General features: G+C 59.9%; 20 protein-coding genes and 4 tRNA genes. 7 read left to right on the plus strand and 17 right to left on the minus strand.

Translation table 11 applies throughout. From position 1 onward, the window contains the following. Window positions 1-16 precede the first annotated feature (16 nt). On the minus strand, window positions 17-676 hold the full coding sequence (locus ACP154_RS12270; RefSeq protein WP_107713223.1) for a cupin domain-containing protein: 660 nt from the start codon (window positions 674-676) through the stop codon (window positions 17-19). A gap of 141 nt (window positions 677-817) precedes the next feature. Between ACP154_RS12270 and ACP154_RS12275 the strand changes: the two genes are divergently transcribed. Beyond that, window positions 818-1,825: a cysteine synthase A gene (locus ACP154_RS12275; RefSeq protein ID WP_107713224.1), complete on the plus strand. Its 1,008-nt coding sequence runs from the start codon at window positions 818-820 to the stop codon at window positions 1,823-1,825. A gap of 9 nt (window positions 1,826-1,834) precedes the next feature. On the opposite strand, the gene ACP154_RS12280 is transcribed toward ACP154_RS12275, so the two are convergent. Beyond that, on the minus strand, window positions 1,835-2,896 hold the full coding sequence (locus ACP154_RS12280; protein WP_421858773.1) for an amino acid ABC transporter substrate-binding protein: 1,062 nt from the start codon (window positions 2,894-2,896) through the stop codon (window positions 1,835-1,837). Window positions 2,897-2,963: 67 nt separating this feature from the next. On the opposite strand from ACP154_RS12280, the gene metC reads away from it, so the two are divergent. Then, entirely contained in the window at window positions 2,964-4,109 is a 1,146-nt protein-coding gene (metC, locus tag ACP154_RS12285) for a cystathionine beta-lyase (protein ID WP_421858770.1), read from the plus strand. A 24-nt stretch (window positions 4,110-4,133) separates the two neighbouring features. Here the strand turns inward: metC and ACP154_RS12290 are convergent, their stop codons facing one another. From ACP154_RS12290 to ACP154_RS12305, 4 genes are read right to left on the minus strand one after another with little or no spacing between them, the layout of a single operon-like run. Next, entirely contained in the window at window positions 4,134-5,309 is a 1,176-nt protein-coding gene (locus ACP154_RS12290) for an ABC transporter permease (protein ID WP_421858768.1), read from the minus strand. A gap of 5 nt (window positions 5,310-5,314) precedes the next feature. Further along, window positions 5,315-6,472, minus strand: coding sequence for an ABC transporter permease (locus ACP154_RS12295; RefSeq protein ID WP_421858765.1), 1,158 nt, complete (start codon window positions 6,470-6,472; stop codon window positions 5,315-5,317). Next, on the minus strand, window positions 6,469-7,161 hold the full coding sequence (locus ACP154_RS12300; protein WP_107713229.1) for an ABC transporter ATP-binding protein: 693 nt from the start codon (window positions 7,159-7,161) through the stop codon (window positions 6,469-6,471). The genes ACP154_RS12295 and ACP154_RS12300 overlap by 4 nt, the downstream gene beginning before the upstream one ends. A 35-nt stretch (window positions 7,162-7,196) precedes the next feature. Beyond that, on the minus strand, window positions 7,197-8,237 hold the full coding sequence (locus ACP154_RS12305) for an efflux RND transporter periplasmic adaptor subunit (RefSeq protein WP_421858761.1): 1,041 nt from the start codon (window positions 8,235-8,237) through the stop codon (window positions 7,197-7,199). Between the two features lie 278 nt (window positions 8,238-8,515). Here ACP154_RS12305 and ACP154_RS12310 point away from each other — a divergent pair, with 278 nt between their 5' ends. Then, window positions 8,516-10,153: a SulP family inorganic anion transporter gene (locus ACP154_RS12310; protein ID WP_421858758.1), complete on the plus strand. Its 1,638-nt coding sequence runs from the start codon at window positions 8,516-8,518 to the stop codon at window positions 10,151-10,153. On the opposite strand, the gene ACP154_RS12315 is transcribed toward ACP154_RS12310, so the two are convergent. The 5 genes from ACP154_RS12315 to ACP154_RS12335 form a co-directional block, all read right to left on the minus strand. Further along, the gene (locus ACP154_RS12315; protein ID WP_421858755.1) at window positions 10,150-10,578 is read right to left on the minus strand and encodes a hypothetical protein; all 429 of its coding nucleotides are present in this window, start codon (window positions 10,576-10,578) and stop codon (window positions 10,150-10,152) included. The two genes, ACP154_RS12310 and ACP154_RS12315, sit on opposite strands and share 4 nt — an antisense overlap. A 24-nt stretch (window positions 10,579-10,602) precedes the next feature. Then, a tRNA-Arg gene (locus ACP154_RS12320) sits at window positions 10,603-10,679 on the minus strand. 96 nt (window positions 10,680-10,775) lie between these two features. Next, window positions 10,776-11,081 (minus strand): ETC complex I subunit, encoded by a 306-nt coding sequence (locus ACP154_RS12325; protein WP_107713233.1) that lies wholly within the window; start codon window positions 11,079-11,081, stop codon window positions 10,776-10,778. 70 nt (window positions 11,082-11,151) lie between these two features. Continuing rightward, window positions 11,152-11,228: transfer RNA gene (locus ACP154_RS12330), tRNA-Pro, on the minus strand. Window positions 11,229-11,272: 44 nt separating this feature from the next. Beyond that, window positions 11,273-11,836, minus strand: a complete 564-nt coding sequence (locus ACP154_RS12335; RefSeq protein ID WP_421858752.1) for a DUF192 domain-containing protein — start codon at window positions 11,834-11,836, stop codon at window positions 11,273-11,275. A gap of 162 nt (window positions 11,837-11,998) precedes the next feature. Here ACP154_RS12335 and ppa point away from each other — a divergent pair, with 162 nt between their 5' ends. Beyond that, window positions 11,999-12,529 carry an inorganic diphosphatase gene (gene ppa / locus ACP154_RS12340; protein ID WP_107713235.1) on the plus strand — a complete coding sequence of 177 codons (531 nt, stop codon included), beginning with the start codon at window positions 11,999-12,001 and terminating at the stop codon, window positions 12,527-12,529. Between the two features lie 128 nt (window positions 12,530-12,657). Here ppa and ACP154_RS12345 read toward each other — a convergent pair. The 5 genes from ACP154_RS12345 to ACP154_RS12365 all read right to left on the minus strand — a co-directional run bounded on the left by ACP154_RS12345 (window position 12,658) and on the right by ACP154_RS12365 (window position 16,158). Then, a tRNA-Glu gene (locus ACP154_RS12345) sits at window positions 12,658-12,732 on the minus strand. Window positions 12,733-12,899: 167 nt separating this feature from the next. Continuing rightward, window positions 12,900-12,974, minus strand: a tRNA-Glu gene (locus tag ACP154_RS12350). A gap of 89 nt (window positions 12,975-13,063) precedes the next feature. Further along, window positions 13,064-14,845: a single-stranded-DNA-specific exonuclease RecJ gene (recJ, locus tag ACP154_RS12355; protein ID WP_421861458.1), complete on the minus strand. Its 1,782-nt coding sequence runs from the start codon at window positions 14,843-14,845 to the stop codon at window positions 13,064-13,066. 5 nt (window positions 14,846-14,850) lie between these two features. Beyond that, the gene (gene glpX / locus ACP154_RS12360; protein ID WP_107713237.1) at window positions 14,851-15,810 is read right to left on the minus strand and encodes a class II fructose-bisphosphatase; all 960 of its coding nucleotides are present in this window, start codon (window positions 15,808-15,810) and stop codon (window positions 14,851-14,853) included. Window positions 15,811-15,849: 39 nt separating this feature from the next. Further along, window positions 15,850-16,158: a hypothetical protein gene (locus ACP154_RS12365; RefSeq protein ID WP_107713238.1), complete on the minus strand. Its 309-nt coding sequence runs from the start codon at window positions 16,156-16,158 to the stop codon at window positions 15,850-15,852. 93 nt (window positions 16,159-16,251) lie between these two features. Between ACP154_RS12365 and phaC the strand changes: the two genes are divergently transcribed. Then, complete coding sequence (gene phaC / locus ACP154_RS12370) at window positions 16,252-18,255, plus strand: class I poly(R)-hydroxyalkanoic acid synthase (protein WP_421858748.1); 2,004 nt, start codon at window positions 16,252-16,254, stop codon at window positions 18,253-18,255. On the opposite strand, the gene ACP154_RS12375 is transcribed toward phaC, so the two are convergent. Further along, window positions 18,252-18,878, minus strand: coding sequence for a class I SAM-dependent methyltransferase (locus tag ACP154_RS12375; RefSeq protein ID WP_421858745.1), 627 nt, complete (start codon window positions 18,876-18,878; stop codon window positions 18,252-18,254). The genes phaC and ACP154_RS12375 overlap by 4 nt on opposite strands. 102 nt (window positions 18,879-18,980) lie before the next feature. Between ACP154_RS12375 and ACP154_RS12380 the strand changes: the two genes are divergently transcribed. Both ACP154_RS12380 and ACP154_RS12385 read left to right on the plus strand, forming a co-directional pair. Next, on the plus strand, window positions 18,981-19,904 hold the full coding sequence (locus tag ACP154_RS12380; RefSeq protein WP_421858742.1) for a LysR family transcriptional regulator: 924 nt from the start codon (window positions 18,981-18,983) through the stop codon (window positions 19,902-19,904). A gap of 41 nt (window positions 19,905-19,945) precedes the next feature. Further along, window positions 19,946-21,376, plus strand: a complete 1,431-nt coding sequence (locus tag ACP154_RS12385) for an alkaline phosphatase PhoX (RefSeq protein ID WP_421858739.1) — start codon at window positions 19,946-19,948, stop codon at window positions 21,374-21,376. Window positions 21,377-21,405: the final 29 nt, after the last annotated feature.

The following is a 21,405-nucleotide window of genomic DNA, read 5'->3' on the forward strand; positions in this document are numbered from 1 at the left end:
ACTCCAGACATAAGGATCAGGATCGGTCCCAGCCTAGCATGCGGCTGGCCAGAGAAATGACCGGGTGGGTGAACTCTAAACGTCCCATTTCAACAGACAGACAGACGCAAGGGCCATCCGCATGCGCGCGCGGATTATGGGTCAGGGACGGATCGGCATGGCAGACATCGCCGGCGCGATAATCAGCATGTCCATCATTAAACCCCCCTTGCAACACCAAGGTCAGTTCTTCTGCCTGGTGGGTGTGTTCGGCGACGCCCCGTCCGGAAGGGAGGCTGAGAAGGCGCACATGGACGCCGTCTTCTTCCAAAGTCTCAAGCGGCATCTCTTGAAATCCGCCCATCTTGTTCATCCAGATAGGATGCGGATGATCGCTCAATACGCGCTTGAGAGTCTCAGGGAGATCCAGATTCAGTGTCTCAGGCCGACGTGGACGTGGCGGAATGACGGGAGAGGAAAGGCCGCCCAGCTTTTCAGACAAAGCCTCAAACGCGCCAATATTCATGGCGACCGGTTCGGTGTCTTCAAGCAATCCGCCCATAACATGCTCGGCCTGATGCAGCAGCGCGCTGGCGCTCGCATTCATTTCTGCGTGGCAGGCGGCAAGCACCTGCACAGCTTTGGGCGCTGCGCCGCTGGCCACATCAACCATCCATGCCGCGTCAAGCGTGTGCATTCCAGTTACTCCATTTATTCATGCTGTTTTACGCAAACGCGATGAAAACGGATCACGCCTGCGTTAAGGCGCGTCCGTTTGATTGCAGCCGCATCAGACAGCTTCTAACTTGGCGCCTAGAACGCTGAAGAGAGGCACGCCATGACCCCCCGCCCCGCCCGCACCGTCATTGATCTCATCGGCGACACGCCGCTGCTTCGTCTGAACAAGGTCTCAGATGAAACCGGATGTGAAATTCTGGGCAAGGCCGAGTTCCTCAATCCTGGCGGGTCCGTGAAAGATCGCGCCGCGCTTGGCATTATCCGCGAAGCGGAAGCTAGCGGTGCGCTCAAGCCGGGCGGAACCATTGTCGAAGGCACGGCGGGCAATACCGGCATTGGCCTTGCCATGGTGGGGCGCGCATTAGGCTACAAGGTGGTGATTGTCTTTCCGCGCACGCAGTCCCGCGAAAAGGCGGACGCCATCCGCCTGATGGGCGCTGAACTGATCGAAGTCGATGCGGTCCCCTACGCCAACCCAAACCATTATGCCCGCTATTCAGGCACGCTGGCGGAAGAGCTCAACGCGACTGAACCCAATGGCGCGATCTGGGCGAACCAGTTTGACAATACCGCCAACCGCCGCGCCCATGCCCAGACAACAGGCCCTGAGATCTGGCGGCAAACTGGCGGCAAGGTTGACGCTTTCGTCGCCGCCGTCGGGTCCGGCGGCACGATTGCGGGCGTGTCAGACGCGTTGAAAGCCCAAAATGACGCCATCAAGATCGCTTTGGCGGACCCCGGCGGCGCCGCGCTTTATGGCTATTACGCCCATGGCGAGCTGAAAGCGGAAGGCAATTCGATCACCGAAGGCATCGGGCAAAGCCGCATCACCGCCAATCTTGAAGGCGCCCAAATTGATGAGGCCTTCCGCATTCCAGATGAGGAAGCGCTGGCTATTCTCTATGATCTCGTGATGGAAGAAGGTCTGTGCCTGGGCGGGTCTGCTGGCGTGAATATCGCCGGCGCGGTGCGTCTGGCGCGCAAAATGGGTCCGGGACACACCATCACGACCATTCTTTGCGATCATGGCTCTCGCTATCAGTCCAAGCTCTACAACCCCGACTTCCTGCGTGAAAAAGGCCTGCCGATCCCGCCCTGGCTCGACTAGGCCGCACGTTCAGCGCACGGGTGGCGCATATAACAGCCCGCCCTGGTTCCATTGGGCGTTCAGTCCCCGCTCCAGCTGAAGCGGGGACGCCTCTCCCAGATTGCGTTCAAAGAGTTCGCCGTAATGACCGCCAGCAGCGATAGCGCGCCGGGCAAAGTTCTCGTCAACACCAAGGCTTAGGGCGATATCTTCGTCTACAGCAAGAAGCCTGCGGACTTCCGGTCGGTTTGAGATTTGGCCAGGCTCTGACAGCTGGTTCTGGGTGACTCCGTATTCTTCGGCCGCGATCAGCGCCATCAGCACCCATTCCACCGCCATCTCGAACCGGGGATCGCCTGCTCTCACCACCGGGGTCAGGGGTTCCTTCGAGATGACGTCTGGCAAGACCATATGTCGGTCAGGCTCTGTCAAACTGCGCCTGAAACCCGCCAGGCGAGAGACATCACTGGTGAACGCATCGCATTCTCCAGCCTGATAGGCGATGCGCGCATCTGCGACGGTCTCAACAGACACTGTAGTGAAATTCAGGCCGTAGCGTTCTGAATAATCATCGAGATTAAGCGCGCTGGTCGTTTCCGGCTGCACGCAGATACGCGCGCCGCTCAGCTCCTGCGCGGATGTGAGCCCCAGATCGGCGGGCGCAAGAAAGCCTTGTCCGTCATAGTAATAAACACCGGTGAAGCGGACTTGCTGAGTTGAGGCGCGCGAGAGTGTCCAGCTCGTGTTACGCAACAGGATGTCTACATCGCCATCACGCAGGGATTGAAACCGGTCGAGCGTTGTCGTCGGCACAAACTGAGTACGGTCGGGATCGCCGAGAAACGCAGCGGCGTAGGCGCGGCACAGATCGACTTCAAACCCGCTCCAGGCGCCGTTTTCATCGGTTTCAGCAAAACCCGTCAGGCCTGTATCGACGCCGCATTTGAGCACGCCGCGCGCTTGTATCTCGGCCATGTGAGAGCGAGAGGCCGCCACATCGCTTTGAGACACTGCGAAGCCCAATGCAAACGCCGTCGCCCCTTTTGCGAGGCGACGCGGATCCATCAGGTCGAACAAAGACGCTGGCGTCATCGGTCCAACCGCCTTACATGCTGAAAACAATACCTCAGGTGTAACGAAGAGAAGGGAGCGCGTCGACATGAAACGCGACACCCGACTGATCCATTCCGGTCAGCCGCGCCGCAGCGATGATCTGGTCAACCCGCCGATCGAGCGCGCTTCGACCGTGGTCGCGCCCTCAACGGCCGAGCTTTACAACCCTACTCCGCCTCGCCGCCATTATGGGCGTGGCGGTTTGAGCCCCAACACGGAACTCCGGGACGCGATTGCTCAGCTTTATGATGGCGACCATGTGGCGCTGGCGCAGTCCGGTCTGGCGAGCGTGATTCTGGCGCTTCGCACAGCCTTGCCTGAGAAGCCTTCCGGCATGCAGGCGCTGATTACGGATTCCGCTTACGGCCCGGTGCGTCGTTTCTGTGATGAGGAATTGCCGCGCTATGGCGTGACGCCTGTGTATTACGATCCGCGTATCGGCGCGGATATTGCGCTATTACTCGAACAGCCCACAGCGGTCGTGCTGCTGGAAGCGCCGGGATCCTTGACGTTTGAAGTTCAGGATATCGCCGCCATCGCGCAGGCAGCCCGAGACGCCGGCGCCGCCAGCGTCATCGACGACACCTGGAGCGCGGGCCTGTTGATGAACCCGTTGGAGTTGGGAGTGGATTACGCGGCCCAGGCGCTGACCAAATATATGGGCGGTCATTCTGACTTTCTGATGGGCGCGGTTGTGGCCCGAGGAAACGCTGCGGCGCGCCTGAAAGACAAGCATGTTCTGTTCGGCGGCCATGTCTCCCCAGATGACGCCTATCTGTGCCTGCGCGGACTGCGCACGCTGTCCTTGCGGATCGAACGTTCCGGCGCGTCAGGGCTTGCTATCGCTCGTCAGCTTGAAGCGCACCCCAAGGTCTCGCGGGTCTTGCATCCGGGTCTGGAGAGCCATCCCGATCATGAGGTGTTCAACCGTCAGTTCAACGGAACGTCAGGCTGCTTCGCATTTGTGCTGGATGGCGTAGACGCGCGAGCTGGCGAAGCGATCGCAGAATCCTTGCATCTTTTCCGACTTGGGTTCAGCTGGGGGGGATATGAGAGCCTGATCCTGCCCTGCGACCGCCAGATCCGTCGCACCGCAGTGCCGTGGAACGCCGAAGGCGCGTTATTACGCCTGTCTGTGGGGCTTGAGGATGTGGACGACCTTTGGGCGGATCTGGCTCAAGCTTTACGCTAAGAACCAGACCCGCCCTGAAGGCGTCTAACCGTGCACTTCCAGAAGCGGCACACGTGAGGCGCGCAAGGCCGGGAAGAATCCGCCCAACAAGCCTACGAGCAGCGCCAAGATGACCCCGCTGACCACCGCAGCGGGCGTTACGGCGAACGAGAACACCACTTGTGTGAAGCTGCCGCCCAGGGTCGACGCGCTGACGCCGTCAAAGACGAAATAGGTGATCACGGCGCCCACAAGGCCGCCGATGAAGGCGAGCATCAGCGACTCCACCAGCGTTCCAACAAAGGCGGCGAAGCCGGAAAAGCCCAGCGTGCGCAAGGTTGCGATCTCGCGAATACGCGAGTCCACCGATGCGTACATGGCGTTCCAAGCGCCCGCGAGCGCGCCGACGGCCATGATGATCGCCAAAGGCCAGCCCAGATACATGATCAGATTGGACAGACCGCCTGCAGACTGGGCGAAGAATTCTTTCTCCGTCTCAACATCGAGATCGAGCCGCGGCTCGTCCTCTACGTATTGACGCAGCGCTTCAAGACCGCCCTCACCGTCCAGTTCCACCCGGATCGACTGATAGCTGGCGCCGCGATTGTAGAGATTCTGCACCGTGCCGATATCAGCCCAGATTTCAGAATCAAACACCGAGCCGCCGGTCGAAAAAATGCCGACAATGCGCCATTCATTGGGACCCATGCGAATGGTGGTATCCAGATCGAAACCGGAGAATTCCCGAATGACGCCCTCGCCCACCACGATTTCATTCGAGCCTTCAGAGAACATGCGGCCCTGAACGATCTGGAAGTTTTCACGCAGGCGCGGCGCCATGTCGTCGACCCCCCGCAGGGACAGGCTGGCGTCATTGCCTGTTGAACGCTTGGTGGCGTCGGTGATGACGTAAAGCTCAGCCGACAGAATGGCGTTGCCGTCGTCATCGCGCGCCACGCCGGGCGCCGTTTCAATCAGGCGCACCGTATCCCGGCCAAAGCCGGAATTGAGTTCCGCCTGTGAGCCCGCTCGCAACAGCACAGCAATTTGTTCAGATCCGGTTCCGCTGACCGTGGCGCGAAAGCCATTGGCCATGGCGAGAAAACCCAGAAGGACGCCCACCACCAACGCGATGGACAAAATAGTCGCCAGCGACATGCCCCAACGTTGTGGGATGGAGCGCAGATTGATCGAGGTGACCGCAAGTATTTGCGAGATCATGGCGATTACTCCTTACCCAAGGCGTCGACGATTTTAAGACGCATGGCGTTGAGGGCGGGCACAAACCCGGTGATGAGACCAAAAGCGATCATCAGGCCAATCGCCTGCAACCAGGTCTCACTGGACACGCCCAGACCGGGCAATTGTCCGCCTGCGACCTGGGCGATGCCGCTGAGCAAGAGCACTGCGAGGCCCAGTCCCAGCAGACCGCCGACCAAGCTCAGCAGAACCGATTCAGACAACACATGGGTGAAAATGCGTGAGGATGAGAAGCCCAGCGTCTTCATGACGCCCACTTCCTTGGTCCGCTCATTGATGGCCATCACCATAGTGGTGCCGACGATCATCAAAATGGTGGCGAAGGCGGCGCTGACGACGAGGCTCAGGATCAACCCGATATTGCCCAGTTGTTCGACAAACGCCTGTGAGAATGCGGCTTCTGTGGTGGTTTCTGTTTCAGCCGGAGAGTTGGCGAACATGTCGTCAATGCGCTGAGACACCGCATCATTGATCGCCGGGTCGCCCGTCAGCATGATCATCCAGCCAATCTGGTCACGATTAAAGGCCAGAGCTTCGTTATAATAGTCATACTGCATCAACAGATAATTGGTGGGCAGATCCTGATCTTGTGTGGTCAGGATCGCGCAAACCTCCACATCCCACGCGCTGGAGCCATCTTGCTGCCGCCAGATGTTCGAGCTGAGCGGAAACCGGTCTCCGACACTCCACTCATATTGTTCGGCGAGATCCGCTCCGACCGCAACGCAGTCTCGGCGTTCAGCCAGTGCGGCGCGCTGGTCGGCGGGCAGTTCCAGCTCAGGATAGACGACCAGATAGCTGTCCATATCTACGACGAAGGATTGCACGAAGTTGCGCACATCCTGGAAATAGCCGCCAAACCAGGAGGCGTGCGTGACAGCCTGCACACCGTCCACACCCTCAACCCTGCGCCAATAGGCGAAGGGCATGGTCTGGGTGAAATTGATCTTGTTCACCGTCACCAGGCGGTCAGCCCGCGACAGCTCTTCAGAAGAGTTGAGCACCCGATCAATGGACGCCAGTGCGCCGAAGATCAGAAAGGCCGTCATGATCGACAGGATCAGAAGGATCGCACGGGTTTTCTTCCTGAACAGGGATTTGCGGATGAGCGTGAGGTCATTCATGCCATCGCTCCGGATTCTACGAAGCGGCCCTTGTCGAGATGCAATTCGCGTCGGGCGTATTTGGCGGCCGCCGGGTCATGGGTGACCATGACAATGGTCTTGCCCAGCTCGGAATTGAGAAGCTGAAGCGTCTCAAGGATTTCATCGGCCGTGGTGCGATCAAGATCACCCGTCGGCTCGTCACAGAGCAGCACATCCGGGTCCGCCACCAGCGCACGTGCGATCGCCACACGCTGCTGCTGACCGCCAGAAAGCTGACGGGGGCGGTGCTTGGCGCGTTCGGCCAGCTTGACCACTTCCATGGCCGTCTGGACCCGACGCTTGCGTTCCTTGCCCGACAGATTGGTCAGCAAGAGCGGCAGCTCCACATTCTGGGCCGCGGTCAGCGTCGGCATCAGATTATAGAACTGGAAGATGAAGCCCACATGGCTCGAGCGCCATTTGGCGAGCTTGGCCTGGCTGAGATTGTCGATCCTGAGCCCGTTGCAGACCACTTGTCCGCCCGAAGGCTTGTCAATGCCGCCGAGTAGATTGAGCAAGGTTGTCTTGCCAGACCCGGATGGTCCCATGATCGCGATGAAATCACCGCGATTGATGGTCATCGTCAGGTCTTCAAAAATCGCGACGGTTTCCTTGCCGCGCGTATAGCGTTTGGAGAGATTTGTGAGTTCGTAGAGCACGTCAGTCATGGTCTGTCCCTATCGCCTGGTGCTGAGATCGGTGTTCAGTTTTGTTCAAGAAACGTCACGCGGGCGGCCATGTCCGGCAGGACCCGGTCATCGCGTTCGCCCAGGGCGACGCGGACGCGAATGGTGGCGCGCGCCCTGTCTGCTGTGGGAATAATGGCTTCCACCCGGGCGGGAATGCGCCAGTCCGGATAAGCGTCCAGAATGGCCTCGACGCGCTGGCCCGCGCGTACACGCTGGATCTGGCCCTCGTTCACATCCACTTCCAGCTCAAGGCTCTCCATATCGACCAGGGTCGCGATGCCGGTGCGTGTGAAGCCGCCGCCGGCGGAGACAGGCGACAGGATTTCGCCCACTTGAGCGTTCTTGGCGATTACAACGCCGCCAAACGGCGCACGCACCACGTGGCGGTCCACAAAATCACGCTGACTGCGGACGCGCACGCGGGCGGCGGCGAGATCGGCGCGCGCCGCACTGAGCTGCGCTTGCAGGCTGTCCACCTGGGCTTGTTCGGCGGTGCGTCGTGAATCGGTCGCATAACCTGAACTGATCAGCTGTTCGGTTCGGGTCAGCTGGGTGCGCGCTTCAGTCACTTGCGCGGCGAGCGATTGCGCCCGCTCGGCTGCGGCCGCTTGTTGGGCTTCAAACAGATCCAGATCAATCCGGGCGCGATCATCATCAAGATAAGCCAGCACCTCGCCCGCTTCGACCACGGCGCCTTCCTCGATCAGGACATCGCGGATGCGTCCCGTAATTTCGGCTGAGACCGTCGCCTGTCGACGCGCCACCACATAGCCTGACGCTACAAGGCCGGAGCTGGGAGCTGAGCGCGTTGACGACACAGGCTCTGCGGCGGCTGTGGATTGCGCTGCCTCGGAAGTGGGTTCGGGGCTCTGCGCCACCACGGCCGGTGCAGGTTCAGAATTTGACGTCAAGTACCAAGCCGCGCCCGCGCCCCCGCCGCCCGCCAGGACGATGGCGATCAACAGCGCCGCCCATCCGGGACCGCCTGAGGCTTGCGTGTCTTCGGTTCGCTCAATTGTGAGAGAGTGTAATTGCTCTGTGCGTTCGTCGTTCATTCGTCTGTCCCCTGTGCGCCATTCGCTCGAGCAGTGTACCATTTCCCGTCACGGGCGCCGAAAACCAGGCGTGGCCCGCGCCATGGCGCCTATGGTTCACACACTGTCGCAGCGTTCGATCACGCGTTAGTGACAGGTGTCACCCGGTGGCAAATCCGTTCAATGCGCGAAAATTAATCAGGCGCGAGTGTTGCGTTGCAGCAAGGCCCGTGTCAGAGCACGCAGCTTGTTTGCAGCCCAAGGCGCAACACTGTCTCATCCAGCCGGGATCTATCGTGATGGTCAAAGCCACTCTTAATGCGCTTGTGGAGCGTCTTTCGCTGACCGAGCAGGACGCAAACCTGTCTCTGACCAATCCCAATCGCCTGAAAACAGAGGTGTTGGCCGGCTTGACGGTGGCGCTGGCGCTGGTGCCGGAAGCTGTGGCGTTTGCCTTTGTGGCGGGCGTGCATCCCCTGGTGGGACTGTACGCAGCTTTTATCGTCGGCTTGATCACGGCGTTGTTCGGCGGCCGTCCGGGCATGATTTCAGGCGCAACGGGCGCGCTCGCTGTCGTCATGGTGGCGCTGGTGGCCGAGCATGGCGTTGAATATCTGTTTGCAACCGTCGTGCTGATGGGGGTGCTCCAGCTGGGCGCAGGCATCTTCAAGCTTGGCAAGTTCATTCGGCTGGTGCCGACCCCGGTTATGCTGGGCTTTGTGAATGGCCTCGCCATTGTGATTTTCCTGGCCCAGCTAGGCCAATTCCAGGTGCCGGGATCCGACCATGGCGGCGGGGGACATGGACTGGCGGGCGGCGACTGGCTGACCGGCATGCCGCTCATGGTGATGCTGGGACTCACGGGCCTGACCATGCTGATCATCTGGGTTTTGCCCAAATTCACCAAGGCGATCCCTGCGCCGCTGGCGGGCATCGCCATCACCGCCGCGATCGTGATCGGATTTGGACTTGACGCGCCGCGCGTAGGCGACCTCGCCAGCATTCAAGGCGGGCTTCCGAGCTTTCATATCCCGACTGTGCCCTTAAATTTCCAGACGCTGCAGATCATATTCCCTTACGCGCTGGTTCTGGCCGCCATCGGCCTGATCGAAAGCCTTCTGACGCTCAACCTCGTAGGTGAGATGACCGGCAAGCGTGGCGGCGCGTCTCAGGAATGTGTGGCTCAAGGCGCCGCCAATGTCGTCACCGGCTTTTTCGGCGGCATGGGCGGTTGCGCCATGATCGGCCAATCCATGATCAATGTGCAATCGGGCGCCCGCACACGCCTCGCCGCGATCATGGCGGCTTTGTTCCTGTTGAGTTTCATCCTGTTCGCAGCGCCGCTGATCGAACAGATCCCTCTGGCGGCGCTGACAGGCGTGATGTTCATGGTGGTGATCGGCACGTTCGCCTGGAACTCGCTTCGGATCATGCTCAAGATCCCACGTTCTGATGCGCTGGTGATCATACTGGTGACGGTGGTGACCGTTCAGTACGACCTGGCTGTGGCGGTCGTCGCTGGCGTGATTGTCTCCGCCCTCGTCTATGCGTGGCGCTCGGCAAAGCGTCTGCACATCTCCGCCCATGACAGCCATACGGTGCCCGGCGCCAAAACCTATGAACTGGATGGTCCGCTGTTTTTCGCCTCGACCGACAATTTCAGCGAACTCTTTGATATCGAGAACGACCCTGACGTGGTGATCGTGGACTTCAAGCGTTCACGCGTGGTCGACCAATCCGCCCTGCAGGCCATTGAAGATCTGGCGCTGAAATACGAAGCGAGCGGCAAAGCGCTGCGCCTGCGTCACCTGTCTCGCGATTGCCACCAGCTGCTGGCGAAAGCCGGTCAGCTGATGATCGATTCAGACGATGATCCTGAGTATCAGATCGCGACAGATTATTCAGTGAAGACCGGCGCCTTCGGCGGGGGGCACTAGCCCTTGCCACGGGCCGAGCACCCCATCAGCCAATAGATGGCGTCATGTCGCGCTTCAAACAGCCGCATTTCCACAGCGCCGCCGCCTGTAGGAAAGAACCGCGTCCAGGCGTCGATCGTGTCACGGACAGTGTCTTTGACGCCATAAAACGCATTGAACTGGAGCGTGCGGGATTTGTCGCCGAAATCGCGCGCGCGTTGATTGGCGAAGCTCACAAGGTCGGCGGAGGTCAGCGTGGTCTCTTCAACTTTTGTGAGATTGATCAGAGCCCGGCCATGGCTCGATACCGGACCCGTTTGCATGTAAGCCATGGCTTCGCGAACGGCCGGGACATCCACACAGGTCGGGTAGACCACTTCCAGAATGTCGCGCTCTTCATCGAAGGCAAAGCGCAATCGCCCTTGCCCTTCACTGTCGTTTGTCATGACTGCCCCCGCGCCTTCAGCCCATGGCGACCCCGGTAGGACTCGAACCTACAACCGTCGGATTAGAAGTCCGGTGCTCTATCCAGTTGAGCTACGGGGCCTGACCGTCACCCTCATTAGAACGGAACGCCGCATCCTGTGAAGACACGGCGTTGCGAAAGCGGGCGATGGAGCGGTCTGATGTGGTCGTAGGCGGTCTAGTGAGACCAGGGCTCCTTACGGTCCGCATCGAAATTGGCGGCGTAGGATTTGATCTTGCGCGGGGTTTCGCGCACTTCACGGACCTGGAACGCAATGCCGTAACGCTGGGCGTAAGAGACGGCGGCGTCCTTGGTGTCAAAATGAAGATGGATCTGACGGCGGGTGTCGCCGCTGGACGCCCAGCCCATCAAAGGATCGGGACGTTTGGCCATGGCGGGCTCAAACTCCAGCACCCAGTCCTGAGACTTGGCGCGGCCTGATTGCATGGCGGTTTTTGACGGGCGGTAGATCTTCGCGAACATGATTCTCGTCCAGACGTGGCTGTCGACAGTCCTGTCTCACCCAAAGCTTCCTAAAAAGCCCTGAAGATAATGGTCGGGGCGGCAAGATTCGAACTTGCGACCCTCTGGTCCCAAACCAGATGCGCTACCAGGCTGCGCTACGCCCCGACATGCAAATCGTTTAGGCGGCTGCGCCGTCTCGCGCAACCTCCCTAGCGCTGCGGATCTGTTTCTTCCGCAGTGTCATCGGCAGCCATAACCGTTTCTTCGGTGGAGACATTACCGAACAGCGGGTGACGCACCAGGTCGCCCGGCTCAATGCCCAGTTCCAGCGTGCGTCCGCCATTCAGCTCCACCACGGCGATCACGCGATAGTCCGACGACATGGGACGGCGCGAAAACGGCTGCGCCCCGGTGACGATCTTGGCGATTTCGCCATTGGCCCGCACATAGAGAATGTCGAGCGGAATGATCGTGTTCTCCATCCAGATGGAGATGAAATCTTCACGCCCGAAATCAAACAGCATGCCCGCATCGGGATCCATGGAGTCGCGATGCATCAAGCCGCGCTCACGGGACGCGTCGGTGTTAGCCACTTCCACCGTGAAGGTATGGGATCCGAAATCCCCTTCAATGGTGAGCGGGTCAGGTCCGCCATACTCAACGACAGCGTCAGGCGCAGTGGGGTCGACAGACTGCGCCAGGGCGCAGCCGGCGGAGCCGAAACCGACAAATGCGGCGGCAGCCAGGGCAAGAATGCGAGTTCCGATCATCATGGGCGGCAAGCTAGCTCCGCCCGGCTTTGCGTGCAATCACTCAACGCGCCTGCAGCGGGTTTGAAAATCATAAATTGTCTTGCACCGCACAAATCACTTGCAGCTGAGCGCTCAACACGGTTTTTTGCGCGCCAACATTCGCGTTTCGCTGGAGGACTATACGTGCGCATTGATAAAATCAGCGCTGGCGTGAACCCGCCTGAAGACATCAACGTCATCATCGAGGTTCCCGTTGGCGGCCAACCGGTCAAGTACGAGCTGGACAAAGACTCAGGCACGGTGTTCGTCGACCGCTTCCTTCACACCCCGATGCGCTATCCGTGCAATTACGGCTTCATGCCGCACACCCTGTCCGATGATGGCGACCCCATCGACGTGATGGTTCTGGGCCAGACCGAACTGGTGCCGGGCTGCGTTGTGCGCGCCCGTCCGATCGGCGTGCTGATGATGGAAGACGAGAGCGGCCAGGACGAGAAAATCCTCGCCGCCCCGCACGCCAAGCTGACCCCGTTTTATGACGACATCAAAGACTTTAATGACGTCCACGGCGCTCAGCTGGCGCGGATCACGCACTTTTTTGAGCACTACAAGGATCTCGAGCCCAATAAATGGGTGAAGGTTCAGGGCTGGCACGGCGTCGAGCGCGCCCGCGAGATGATCACGGCCGCCATGGAGCGCGTGAAGAAGGGCTGATGCCCTCGCCCACACGGGTTTGGAAAGCGGCGTGCGAGTGTCTCGCGCGCCGTTTTTCTTGTGCGCAAGTCTGGCCCGCCCAAGGCATGCAGCTGTGAGAGATGAAATGGTGAAAAGTCCGGGACGCGTGGCAGGCCCTAGGGGAATCGAACCCCTCTTTCCAGGTTGAAAACCTGGCGTCCTAACCGATAGACGAAGGGCCCGCAGCGCGTCGGGAGCGGTCGTATACCGGTCCCCATAGTGTGTGGCAAGCAACCATTTACAGGCTGCGCTCGCCATGTGCAGAGCTGAAGGTGTTCGGCCCCAAGCTACCTGCGCAAAAAGAAAAACCGCCACGAGGGCGGTCACTCTGTTTCGATTTACACACCGATGGCAGGCCCTAGGGGAATCGAACCCCTCTTTCCAGGTTGAAAACCTGGCGTCCTAACCGATAGACGAAGGGCCCGCATCGGTGTGGAGGCGGTGATATATCTGTCCCGGCGGTGTCATGCAAGCATGTCTGTGTAGGTTTTACAGCAATCGGTGCAGATCGTTTCAGTCCGCCTTGGCCAGATCTTCCAGATGCAGTTCCGCCTTGCGGCCATAGCGATTATCTTCGGCTTTCAACTTGCCCGCCACGTGCCAAAGGCTGTCAGGTCCATTCAGCAACGCCTGCCCCATCGGGCCGTCGGCCGTTCGAAAGCTGATCCCGGTCAGACGCCCGCCGCCCGGCGATTCAAACGTGAAGCGCACATGATCGGTCCCGACCCGTTGCGCGTAACTGCGCCGCAGGGATGAAAACGCGAATCGAGGCTCAGGATTGCCCGCGCCATAGGGCGCCGCGGCGGACAAGGCCTCGCAGAACTCAAAGCTCACGGCAGAGGGGCTGACGACGGCGTCGACCTGGTAGGTGCGCGCTTCGTCCGCCTGAGCCCATTCATCCTTGAGCGTTTCAGTCAGGAATTCAGTCAGTTCATCGATTCGCGAGGCCTGGATCGTCAGACCGCAAGCCATGGCGTGACCGCCGCCTGCCTCCAAAATCCCTGCTTCACGCGCCGCCGCCACCGCACCACCCAGATTGACCCCGGCGCAGGAGCGGCCGGAGCCCTTGCCGAGCCCGGTTTCAGGATCAATGCCGATGACGATGGCGGGACGGTTGAAGCGTTCCTTGATGCGGCCCGCAACGATGCCGATGACGCCGGGATGCCAATGATCGCCTGACGCGACGAGGATTGAGGTGTCATCTGTAATGGATTGCGCGTCGACCTGGGTCAGCGCCTGGTCCAGCACATCAGATTCAATAGCCCGGCGTTCCGCATTAAGCGCATCAAGCGTCTGGGCGATATGGGCGGCCTCAGCCGGGTCTGATGTCATCATCAGTCGGGCGCCGAGATCAGATTGTCCGACGCGACCGCCCGCATTGATGCGTGGCCCCAGAAGGAAACCCGCATGATAGGGCGAGGCAGGCCCTGTGACGCCCGCAGCCGCCGCCAGAGCCGCCATGCCCGGACGCGACCAGGTGCTCATCACTTTCAGCCCCTGGGTGACGATCGCGCGGTTGACGCCTGTCAGCGGCACCACATCACAAATCGTTCCAAGCGCAGCCAGATCGGCATACTCAAGAATATTGGGCTCGACACGGTCGTTGAACGCGCCGCGTTTGCGGCCTTCCCGGTTCAGCGCCGCCAACAGGACGAACGTCACGCCCGCCGCCGCCAGATGCCCGCAGCCAGACGCATCGCCCGGTTGATTGGGGTTCACCAGAGCATCTGCGGGTGGAATTTCACCCTCCATGAGGTGGTGATCAATCACCACAACCGGCAAATCCATCTTGTGCGCCGCCGTCAACGGTCCGACGGACGCCGCCCCGCAATCAAGCGTGATGACCAGACGGGCGCCTTGCGCCTTGAGATGTTTGAGCGCCGGAGCGTTCGGGCCATAGCCCTCTTCAATTCGGTCGGGCACGTAAATGATGGGCTCTGAACCCAAGGCTCGCAGCCACCCGCCCAGCTGGGCGGCGGAGGTGGCGCCATCGACATCGTAATCTGCGAACAGCGCGATGCGATCACCCGCCTCGACGGCGTCCCAGATGCGAGACGCGGCCTCGTCCATGCCTTTCAGGCTGGTGGGATCGGGAAAACTGTCGCGCAGTTTGGGTGCGAGGAAGGCCGGGGCGGCGTCAGCGGTCAGCCCACGTGCCGCCATCAACCGTGCCAGAGCGTCAGTGACGCCTGTTGCGCGGGCGATGGCTTGTACGGCCGCGTCGTCAGCCGCTTTCAACCGCCAGGTGCGTCCGCCCAGAGACTGGCGGACGCCAAAGAGCGGCTCGGCGGTCATCGAGCTCAAGACTGATGCGGGCGCCGAGTGGTGATGACGCGGCGCAGTCCGGAAGCGGACGAGAAGACGAGAGACTGTGTCTCGACATATCCGGGACCAAAGGTGACGCCTGAGACCATTTCACCATGGGTGACGCCCGTTGCGATGAACAGGCAATCCTGAGACGCCAGCTCGTTGAGATCATATTTGCGGTCCAGATCAGAGATGCCGACACGCTTGGCGCGCTCGCGTTCTTCGTCCGTCCGGAAATACAGACGCGCTTGCATCTGGCCGCCCAGGCATTTCAGCGCCGCTGCGCTCAGCACGCCTTCGGGCGCGCCGCCACGACCAATATAAATGTCGGCTTCACCGTCCGGGTCCGCAGCGTTGATGCAGCCCGCCACATCGCCATCGGTGATGAAGTTGACGCGCGCGCCTGTGGAGCGGATCGATTCGATTATGTCTTCATGACGTTCGCGATCGAGGACGCAGGCGGTCATGTCGGATGGGGCGACGCCCCTGGCTTTCGCCAGCGCTTTGATGTTGTCCGCCGGGCTGGCGTCGAGATCGATGACGCCTTCAGGATATCCCGCGCCGATGGCGATCTTGTCCATATAGGTGTCAGGCGCATTCAAGAGGCCGCCTCGCGGCGCCAGCGCCAGCACGGCCAGGGCGTTCGCCATGCCTTTTGCGGTCAGGCTGGTGCCTTCCAGCGGATCCAGAGCGATGTCGATCTCAGCCCCCTCGCCCGTTCCCACTTCTTCACCGATATAGAGCATCGGCGCTTCGTCGCGCTCGCCTTCACCGATGACGATACGGCCTTTCATCTCGGTCGCATTCAGTCCGGTGCGCATGGCGTCCACAGCGGCCTGGTCAGCGGCGATCTTGTCGCCTCGTCCCACGAGGGCGGAGGCGGCGATAGCGGCCATTTCAGCCGCATTCAGCGCACCAGTGACAAGACGATCGAGGGCGAAACCATCGGACATGGAGAGTCTTCCTTCAGGCAATCCGGAGTAAATCGGTGTTTATTGAGGCCGTTGTGTGCGGGCACGCTGTTCAGCAGCATAGCGTTCAGAATCAGGAACCGGTCCGCGCAAGGCCTGTCCGGCGTCCAGGACAGCGAGGCCGCTACGGAGCACATCGGCTTCCTGAACCAGCAAATCGGTGCGTTCATCTTCGGACAGGCGCAGTGTCGGCACGAATACAGGCGCATCATGAGCCGGTTGCGCCGCCAAAGCGTCATCGGTCCAGCGGGGATCTTGCTGGGCTGGCGCCATCATGCAGCCGGTGAGCAGCATGGATGACATGAGCAAAAGTGTTTTTTTCAGTGTCATGGCCTTCCAGCGACCTCCTGACCGGTGGACGCGGTCGTGGCTTTCTATACGCTTTGTCCCGTGGCTGTCACCCACTGTAAGGAGTCCGGGCAAATGACAACGCGCAAATCATCTTCCAAGTCCTCCGACGGATCGCAAACCGAACCGAAAAAGACACCGACTCCCAAAGCCGCCGCTTCAAAGGCGAAGAAACCTGCCAGAAAGCGCGCTCCCAAAGCATCCGCCGTCAAAGCGAAAGCAGACGCCAGAACCGAAGCTGAAGCGCCGCAACCGCAAACGCAGGACCAGATGGACGACCATTTGGGCCATATGCCGCAAGCGTATCTGGAAAAACTGGACGAAATTTCACGCAATGTGCTCAAAGCGTCCCTGAGCGGTCAGAAACTCTTGAGTGAGCGCGTGCGACGATCGCTGGAAGGCGATACGTCCATGATGCCCCAGGCGGATCCGCTTCACGCCAATCCCGAAGTTCTGAACACGTGGGAGCATATCCTGTCCGACCCTGAATTGCTCATGCAATCTCAGGCGGATCTCTATGCGGGGTATCTGGATCTATGGTCCAACGCCACGCGCCGGATCATGAGCGGTGAGCCGACAGAGCCGGTGATTGAGCCTGATCCCACTGACAAACGCTGGAAGTCCGACGCCTGGCGCGAGCATCCCCTGTTTGACGCCATGAAGCAGTCTTATTTGCTCAATCAGAGATTTCTGATGGGGCTGGTGGAAGGCGCGAAAGGCGTTGATGAAGCGACCAAACGCAAGGTCCAGTTCCTGACTCAGCAATTGGTGGACGCCCTCGCCCCGACCAATTTCGCCCTGACCAATCCCGAGGTGCTGGAAGAAACCGTCAAATCCAAGGGTGAGAACCTCACACGCGGCCTGATGCGTCTGGTGGAGGACCTTGAGCGCGGCGAGGGTCGCCTGGCGCTCAGCCAAACTGACATGACTGGCTTTGAGGTTGGCAAGGATCTGGCGACAACGCCCGGTGAGGTGATCTATCGCAATCGGGTTATGGAGTTGATCCAGTACGCGCCCGCCACAGAACAGGTTCGCAAACGTCCCTTGCTCATTGCGCCCCCCTGGATCAACAAATTCTATATTCTGGACCTGCGCCCCAAGAGCTCGATGATCCGCTGGCTGACCGAGCAAGGCTTCACGGTGTTCCTGATTTCATGGGTGAACCCTGACGCGTCAATGAAAGACGTGACCTTCGAGGATTACATCACCGAAGGGTTGTTCCAGTCTCTTGAGGTCATTGAAGAGGTAACCGGCGAACGTCAGGTCGACACGGTGGGCTATTGTATTGGCGGCACCATGCTGGGCACGGCCCTGGCCTGGATGGCGGCGAAAAACGATGATCGCATCGCCTCCGCGACTTTCTTTGCAGCCCAGCACGACTTCAAGCTCGCTGGCGACCTGCTCGTTTTCGCGGATGAAGAATGGATCGCCGAAATCTCACGCCTGATGGACGCACAGGGCGGCGTTCTGGACGGCCGCACGATGGCGGACACGTTCAACATGTTGCGCTCCAACGATCTCGTCTGGTCGTTTGTGATCAAGAACTACCTTTTGGGACGTGAGCCCCAGGCCTTTGATCTACTATACTGGAACGCCGATCAGACGCGCATGCCCAAGACGCTGCATCTGTTTTACCTGAACGCGTTCTATCGCCAGAACCTGCTCGCGCAAGGCCAGCTGGAGCTCGATGGTCATATGCTGGACATGAAAGACATCCAGATCCCGATCTTCATGCAGGCAAGCCAGAAAGACCATATCGCGCCAGCGGATAGCGTGTATCGCTCAGCGCGTCTGTTTGGCGGGCCGGTCGAGTACATGATGGCCGGTTCAGGCCATATCGCAGGCGTGGTGAACCATCCCGACGCTCAGAAATATCAGCACTGGGTCAATACCCATCTGCCTGAAACCCGCGAGGATTGGGAAAAGGATGCGGTCGAGCATCCCGGCTCCTGGTGGCCGTACTGGCGTGATTGGCTGATGGCGCTCAGTGATGAACAGGTCCCGGCGCGGCAACCGGGCGGCGGCGTCAGAGCGTCGCTCTGCCCGGCGCCGGGGGAGTACGTCAAAGTTCGAAGCTAGGCCACCGGCTTGCGTGCGATGACGAAGACCGTCGGCGCTTTGGCTGGGCGATGGCTATAGGTGATGTCAAAGCCTGCCTGCTGCATTTCGTCGATCAGCCGGGTTTCGCGGAAGATCTGAAAATCGGGCCAGCCGCGAAACAGACGCATGATGGGTTTAATCAGCGCCAGAAACCACATTCCGTCTCCCAGACAGGCTGTGCTCGTTATGAATGCTCCGCCGGGTTTGAGCAGATCATAGCTCTGCGTCATCACCTCGCGTCTGTTGGGCAGAAGGTGCAGGACATTGAGCCCCAAGACGACGTCAAAACTCTCATTGGGTTCAGCAAGGTCTGCGACGTCGACAGCTTGAAACCGCACATTGTCCACCTCGGCCTCCGCGGCCCGCTCATGCGCGATCTCAATCATTCCGTCAGACACATCGGTGGCGATGATCTCTTTGACGAAGGGCGCGTGTAGCAAAGCCGTGGAGCCGGTGCCGCAACCATACTCAAGAACGCGCGAGTTTGGCGTAAAGTATTCGCGCGTCTTCTCGAGCTTGTGCTGATAGGTCGCCTCATCAGCGATGGGATCGGCGGCGTATTTTCGCGCTATGCGATCCCAGAAGGCTTTATCGTTCGACATGGAGAGGTCCTGACCGTCTTTGTATTGTTCTTTTCCTCTCGATAGCGCGGACCGACCTATTTGAATATTGAGTAAATACGCGCATCTGATATACGCAAAACGATGAAGTGGTCAGCCCTCGATTTTGACTGGAACCAGGTTCGAGCGTTCGTCGCCACCGCCCGCGAGGGCTCATTCTCCGCCGCGTCCAGAGCTTTGGGGCTCACGCAACCCACATTATCGCGCCAGGTCAGCGGGCTGGAAGCGCGACTTGGGGTCACTTTGTTTGAGCGCGGCAAACGCTCAATGACCCTGACTCAGGCCGGTGCAGCCATGCTGGAGCCGGCGGAAATGATGCTCGACGGCGCCTTTGCGCTATCCCTTGCAGCAGATGGACAGGCGTCCAATTTGCACGGCGTCGTCACCATCACGGCGACCAGCCTGATCGCCATGCAATATCTGCCCCCGGTTGTGGCCCGGCTGCAGCGGATGGCGCCGGACCTGCAGCTTGATGTGATCGCCTCCAACTCGGTTCAGGATTTGAAACGCCGTGAAGCAGACATCGCGATCCGGCATGTTCGTCCAGAACAGGACGATCTGATCGGCAAGCTGGTATGTGAACACGCTGCGGGTCTTTTCGCCTCACCAGACTATTTGGACCGTGTCGGTCGCCCGAAGACAATTGCTGAACTTGAAGGTCATGACTTTATTGGCTTTGACGAAGCGGCGCGTTCATTTGAATACTATAAAGAGCTCGGGATTACAGTCGCCCCAGACAGGATGCAGGTGCGCAGCGGCTATGGCGAAGTGCTGGTCGCCATGACCCGTGAAGGCCTGGGTATCTGTATTCTGCCCTGCGGGACATACTGTGAAGGGCTTGAACGCGTCTTGCCTCAGGATGTGAACATCAAGTTTCCGGTCTGGCTGGTGACGCATCGGGAACTGCAAACCAATCCACGCATCCGGCTTGTCTTTGATCATCTAACCTCAGCGCTCAAACATGAAGTCGATGAAACGACAGTGTCACACTCCTCACCTAAGGTGTGATGAAAGCGTTATGAAATAACACCGCACACTAGGAGCCTCTCATGTCTCTGTCCCGTCGCAGCTTTCTCACGAACGCCGCCGCCATCAGTACGGCGTTTAGCGCCCTGCCTTTGCTGAGCGCCCGCGCGCTCGCGCAGGGCTCTGCCGCCTATATCAATCAAGTGCAGGGCTATGGAGATTTGCAATCCGATCCGAACGGGCTGTTCGATCTTCCGGCCGGGTTTGATTATGTGACGTTGTCGGAAACCGGTGAGCCCATGGATGACGGTCTGATCGTGCCTGGCGACCATGACGGCACGGCCTGCTTTCCCGGGCTGGAAGACGGTCAGGTCATTCTGGTCCGCAACCATGAACTCTCCCCCGATCAGTTTGATGAATCGCCTTTCGGCCTCGACGGCAGCGGGCTCGCCCGGATCGACGCCGCCAAGCTCTATGACCATGATGAGGGTGGCCTGACGCATCTGGGCGGCACCACAACGCTCCATGTGGATCTCGCCACACGCCGCGTCGTGCGCCAGTTCCTTTCACTGGGCGGCACCGAACGCAATTGTGCGGGCGGACCGACGCCCTGGGGCAGCTGGATCACGTGCGAAGAAAGCCTGACGCAAGCCGGCGCAGGCTATGGACTGCGCGATCATGGCTATGCGTTTGAAGTGCCTTCACAAGCGATGGGGCTTGTAACCGCTGAACCATTGACCGCCATGGGCCGGTTCAACCGTGAAGCGTGCGCGATCGATCCACGCACCAACATTGTTTATCAGACTGAAGATGCGCGCCCATCCCTGATCACACGGTTCCTGCCTGAAGTCGGTGATGAATTGCATCAGGGCGGACGTTTGCAGGCGCTCGTTGTTCGCGGTCGTCCGGGCCTGAACACGCATAACTGGGATGCCGACGCGCAGACGGTCGATGTGGGCGAAACGCTGGCGTGCGAATGGATTGACGTAGATGGCGTCGACAATCCGCATAACGATCTGGCCAGCCGCCTTGTGGACGCGGGCGCCGCGAACTTCACCCGCGGTGAAGGCATGTGGTTCGGTGATGGCGAAATGTTTTTTTGCTGCACAGATGGCGGCCCAGACCGGATCGGCCAGATCTGGCGTTACCGTTCCTCCCCGGCTGAGGGACAATCCGGTGAAGCGGCGCAGCCCGGCGAACTGACTTTGCTGGTTCAAACAACAGACCAGCGCATTCTGGAAAAGTGCGACAACATCACGGTCGCACCCTGGGGCGATCTTGTGGTGGTCGAGGATGGCGATAACGAGCAATTCATTCGAGGCGTCACCCCTGATGGCCGTGTTTACACTATCGGTCGCAACGCCGCGTCTGACGCCGAGGGCGATTACAGCGAGATCACCGGTCCGTGCTTTTCGCCAGACGGCTCAACCTTGTTCTTCAATGTCCAGAACGGCCCGGGGCGGACCTTTGCGGTGAAAGGCCCCTGGGAAACGCGATCGCTTGCAGCGGTCTGACGCTCTGCTTCTGAGAGCGTGTGAACAGG

Source organism: Oceanicaulis sp. (assembly GCF_965249665.1).
Classification (GTDB): Bacteria; Pseudomonadota; Alphaproteobacteria; order Caulobacterales; family Maricaulaceae; genus Oceanicaulis.

Coding starts and splice junctions, on each gene's coding strand:
- ACP154_RS12310 (WP_421858758.1), top strand. CDS start 8,516: ATGGTCAAAGCCACTCTTAATGCGCTTGTGGAGCGTCTTTCGCTGACC.
- ACP154_RS12305 (WP_421858761.1), bottom strand. CDS start 8,237: ATGAACGACGAACGCACAGAGCAATTACACTCTCTCACAATTGAGCGA.
- ACP154_RS12280 (WP_421858773.1), bottom strand. CDS start 2,896: ATGACGCCAGCGTCTTTGTTCGACCTGATGGATCCGCGTCGCCTCGCA.
- ACP154_RS12295 (WP_421858765.1), bottom strand. CDS start 6,472: ATGAATGACCTCACGCTCATCCGCAAATCCCTGTTCAGGAAGAAAACC.
- ACP154_RS12385 (WP_421858739.1), top strand. CDS start 19,946: ATGTCTCTGTCCCGTCGCAGCTTTCTCACGAACGCCGCCGCCATCAGT.
- ACP154_RS12315 (WP_421858755.1), bottom strand. CDS start 10,578: ATGACAAACGACAGTGAAGGGCAAGGGCGATTGCGCTTTGCCTTCGAT.
- phaC (WP_421858748.1), top strand. CDS start 16,252: ATGACAACGCGCAAATCATCTTCCAAGTCCTCCGACGGATCGCAAACC.
- ACP154_RS12375 (WP_421858745.1), bottom strand. CDS start 18,878: ATGTCGAACGATAAAGCCTTCTGGGATCGCATAGCGCGAAAATACGCC.
- ACP154_RS12325 (WP_107713233.1), bottom strand. CDS start 11,081: ATGTTCGCGAAGATCTACCGCCCGTCAAAAACCGCCATGCAATCAGGC.
- ACP154_RS12270 (WP_107713223.1), bottom strand. CDS start 676: ATGCACACGCTTGACGCGGCATGGATGGTTGATGTGGCCAGCGGCGCA.
- metC (WP_421858770.1), top strand. CDS start 2,964: ATGAAACGCGACACCCGACTGATCCATTCCGGTCAGCCGCGCCGCAGC.
- ACP154_RS12335 (WP_421858752.1), bottom strand. CDS start 11,836: ATGATGATCGGAACTCGCATTCTTGCCCTGGCTGCCGCCGCATTTGTC.
- ACP154_RS12290 (WP_421858768.1), bottom strand. CDS start 5,309: ATGATCTCGCAAATACTTGCGGTCACCTCGATCAATCTGCGCTCCATC.
- ACP154_RS12365 (WP_107713238.1), bottom strand. CDS start 16,158: ATGACACTGAAAAAAACACTTTTGCTCATGTCATCCATGCTGCTCACC.
- recJ (WP_421861458.1), bottom strand. CDS start 14,845: ATGACCGCCGAGCCGCTCTTTGGCGTCCGCCAGTCTCTGGGCGGACGC.
- glpX (WP_107713237.1), bottom strand. CDS start 15,810: ATGTCCGATGGTTTCGCCCTCGATCGTCTTGTCACTGGTGCGCTGAAT.
- ACP154_RS12300 (WP_107713229.1), bottom strand. CDS start 7,161: ATGACTGACGTGCTCTACGAACTCACAAATCTCTCCAAACGCTATACG.
- ACP154_RS12380 (WP_421858742.1), top strand. CDS start 18,981: ATGAAGTGGTCAGCCCTCGATTTTGACTGGAACCAGGTTCGAGCGTTC.
- ACP154_RS12275 (WP_107713224.1), top strand. CDS start 818: ATGACCCCCCGCCCCGCCCGCACCGTCATTGATCTCATCGGCGACACG.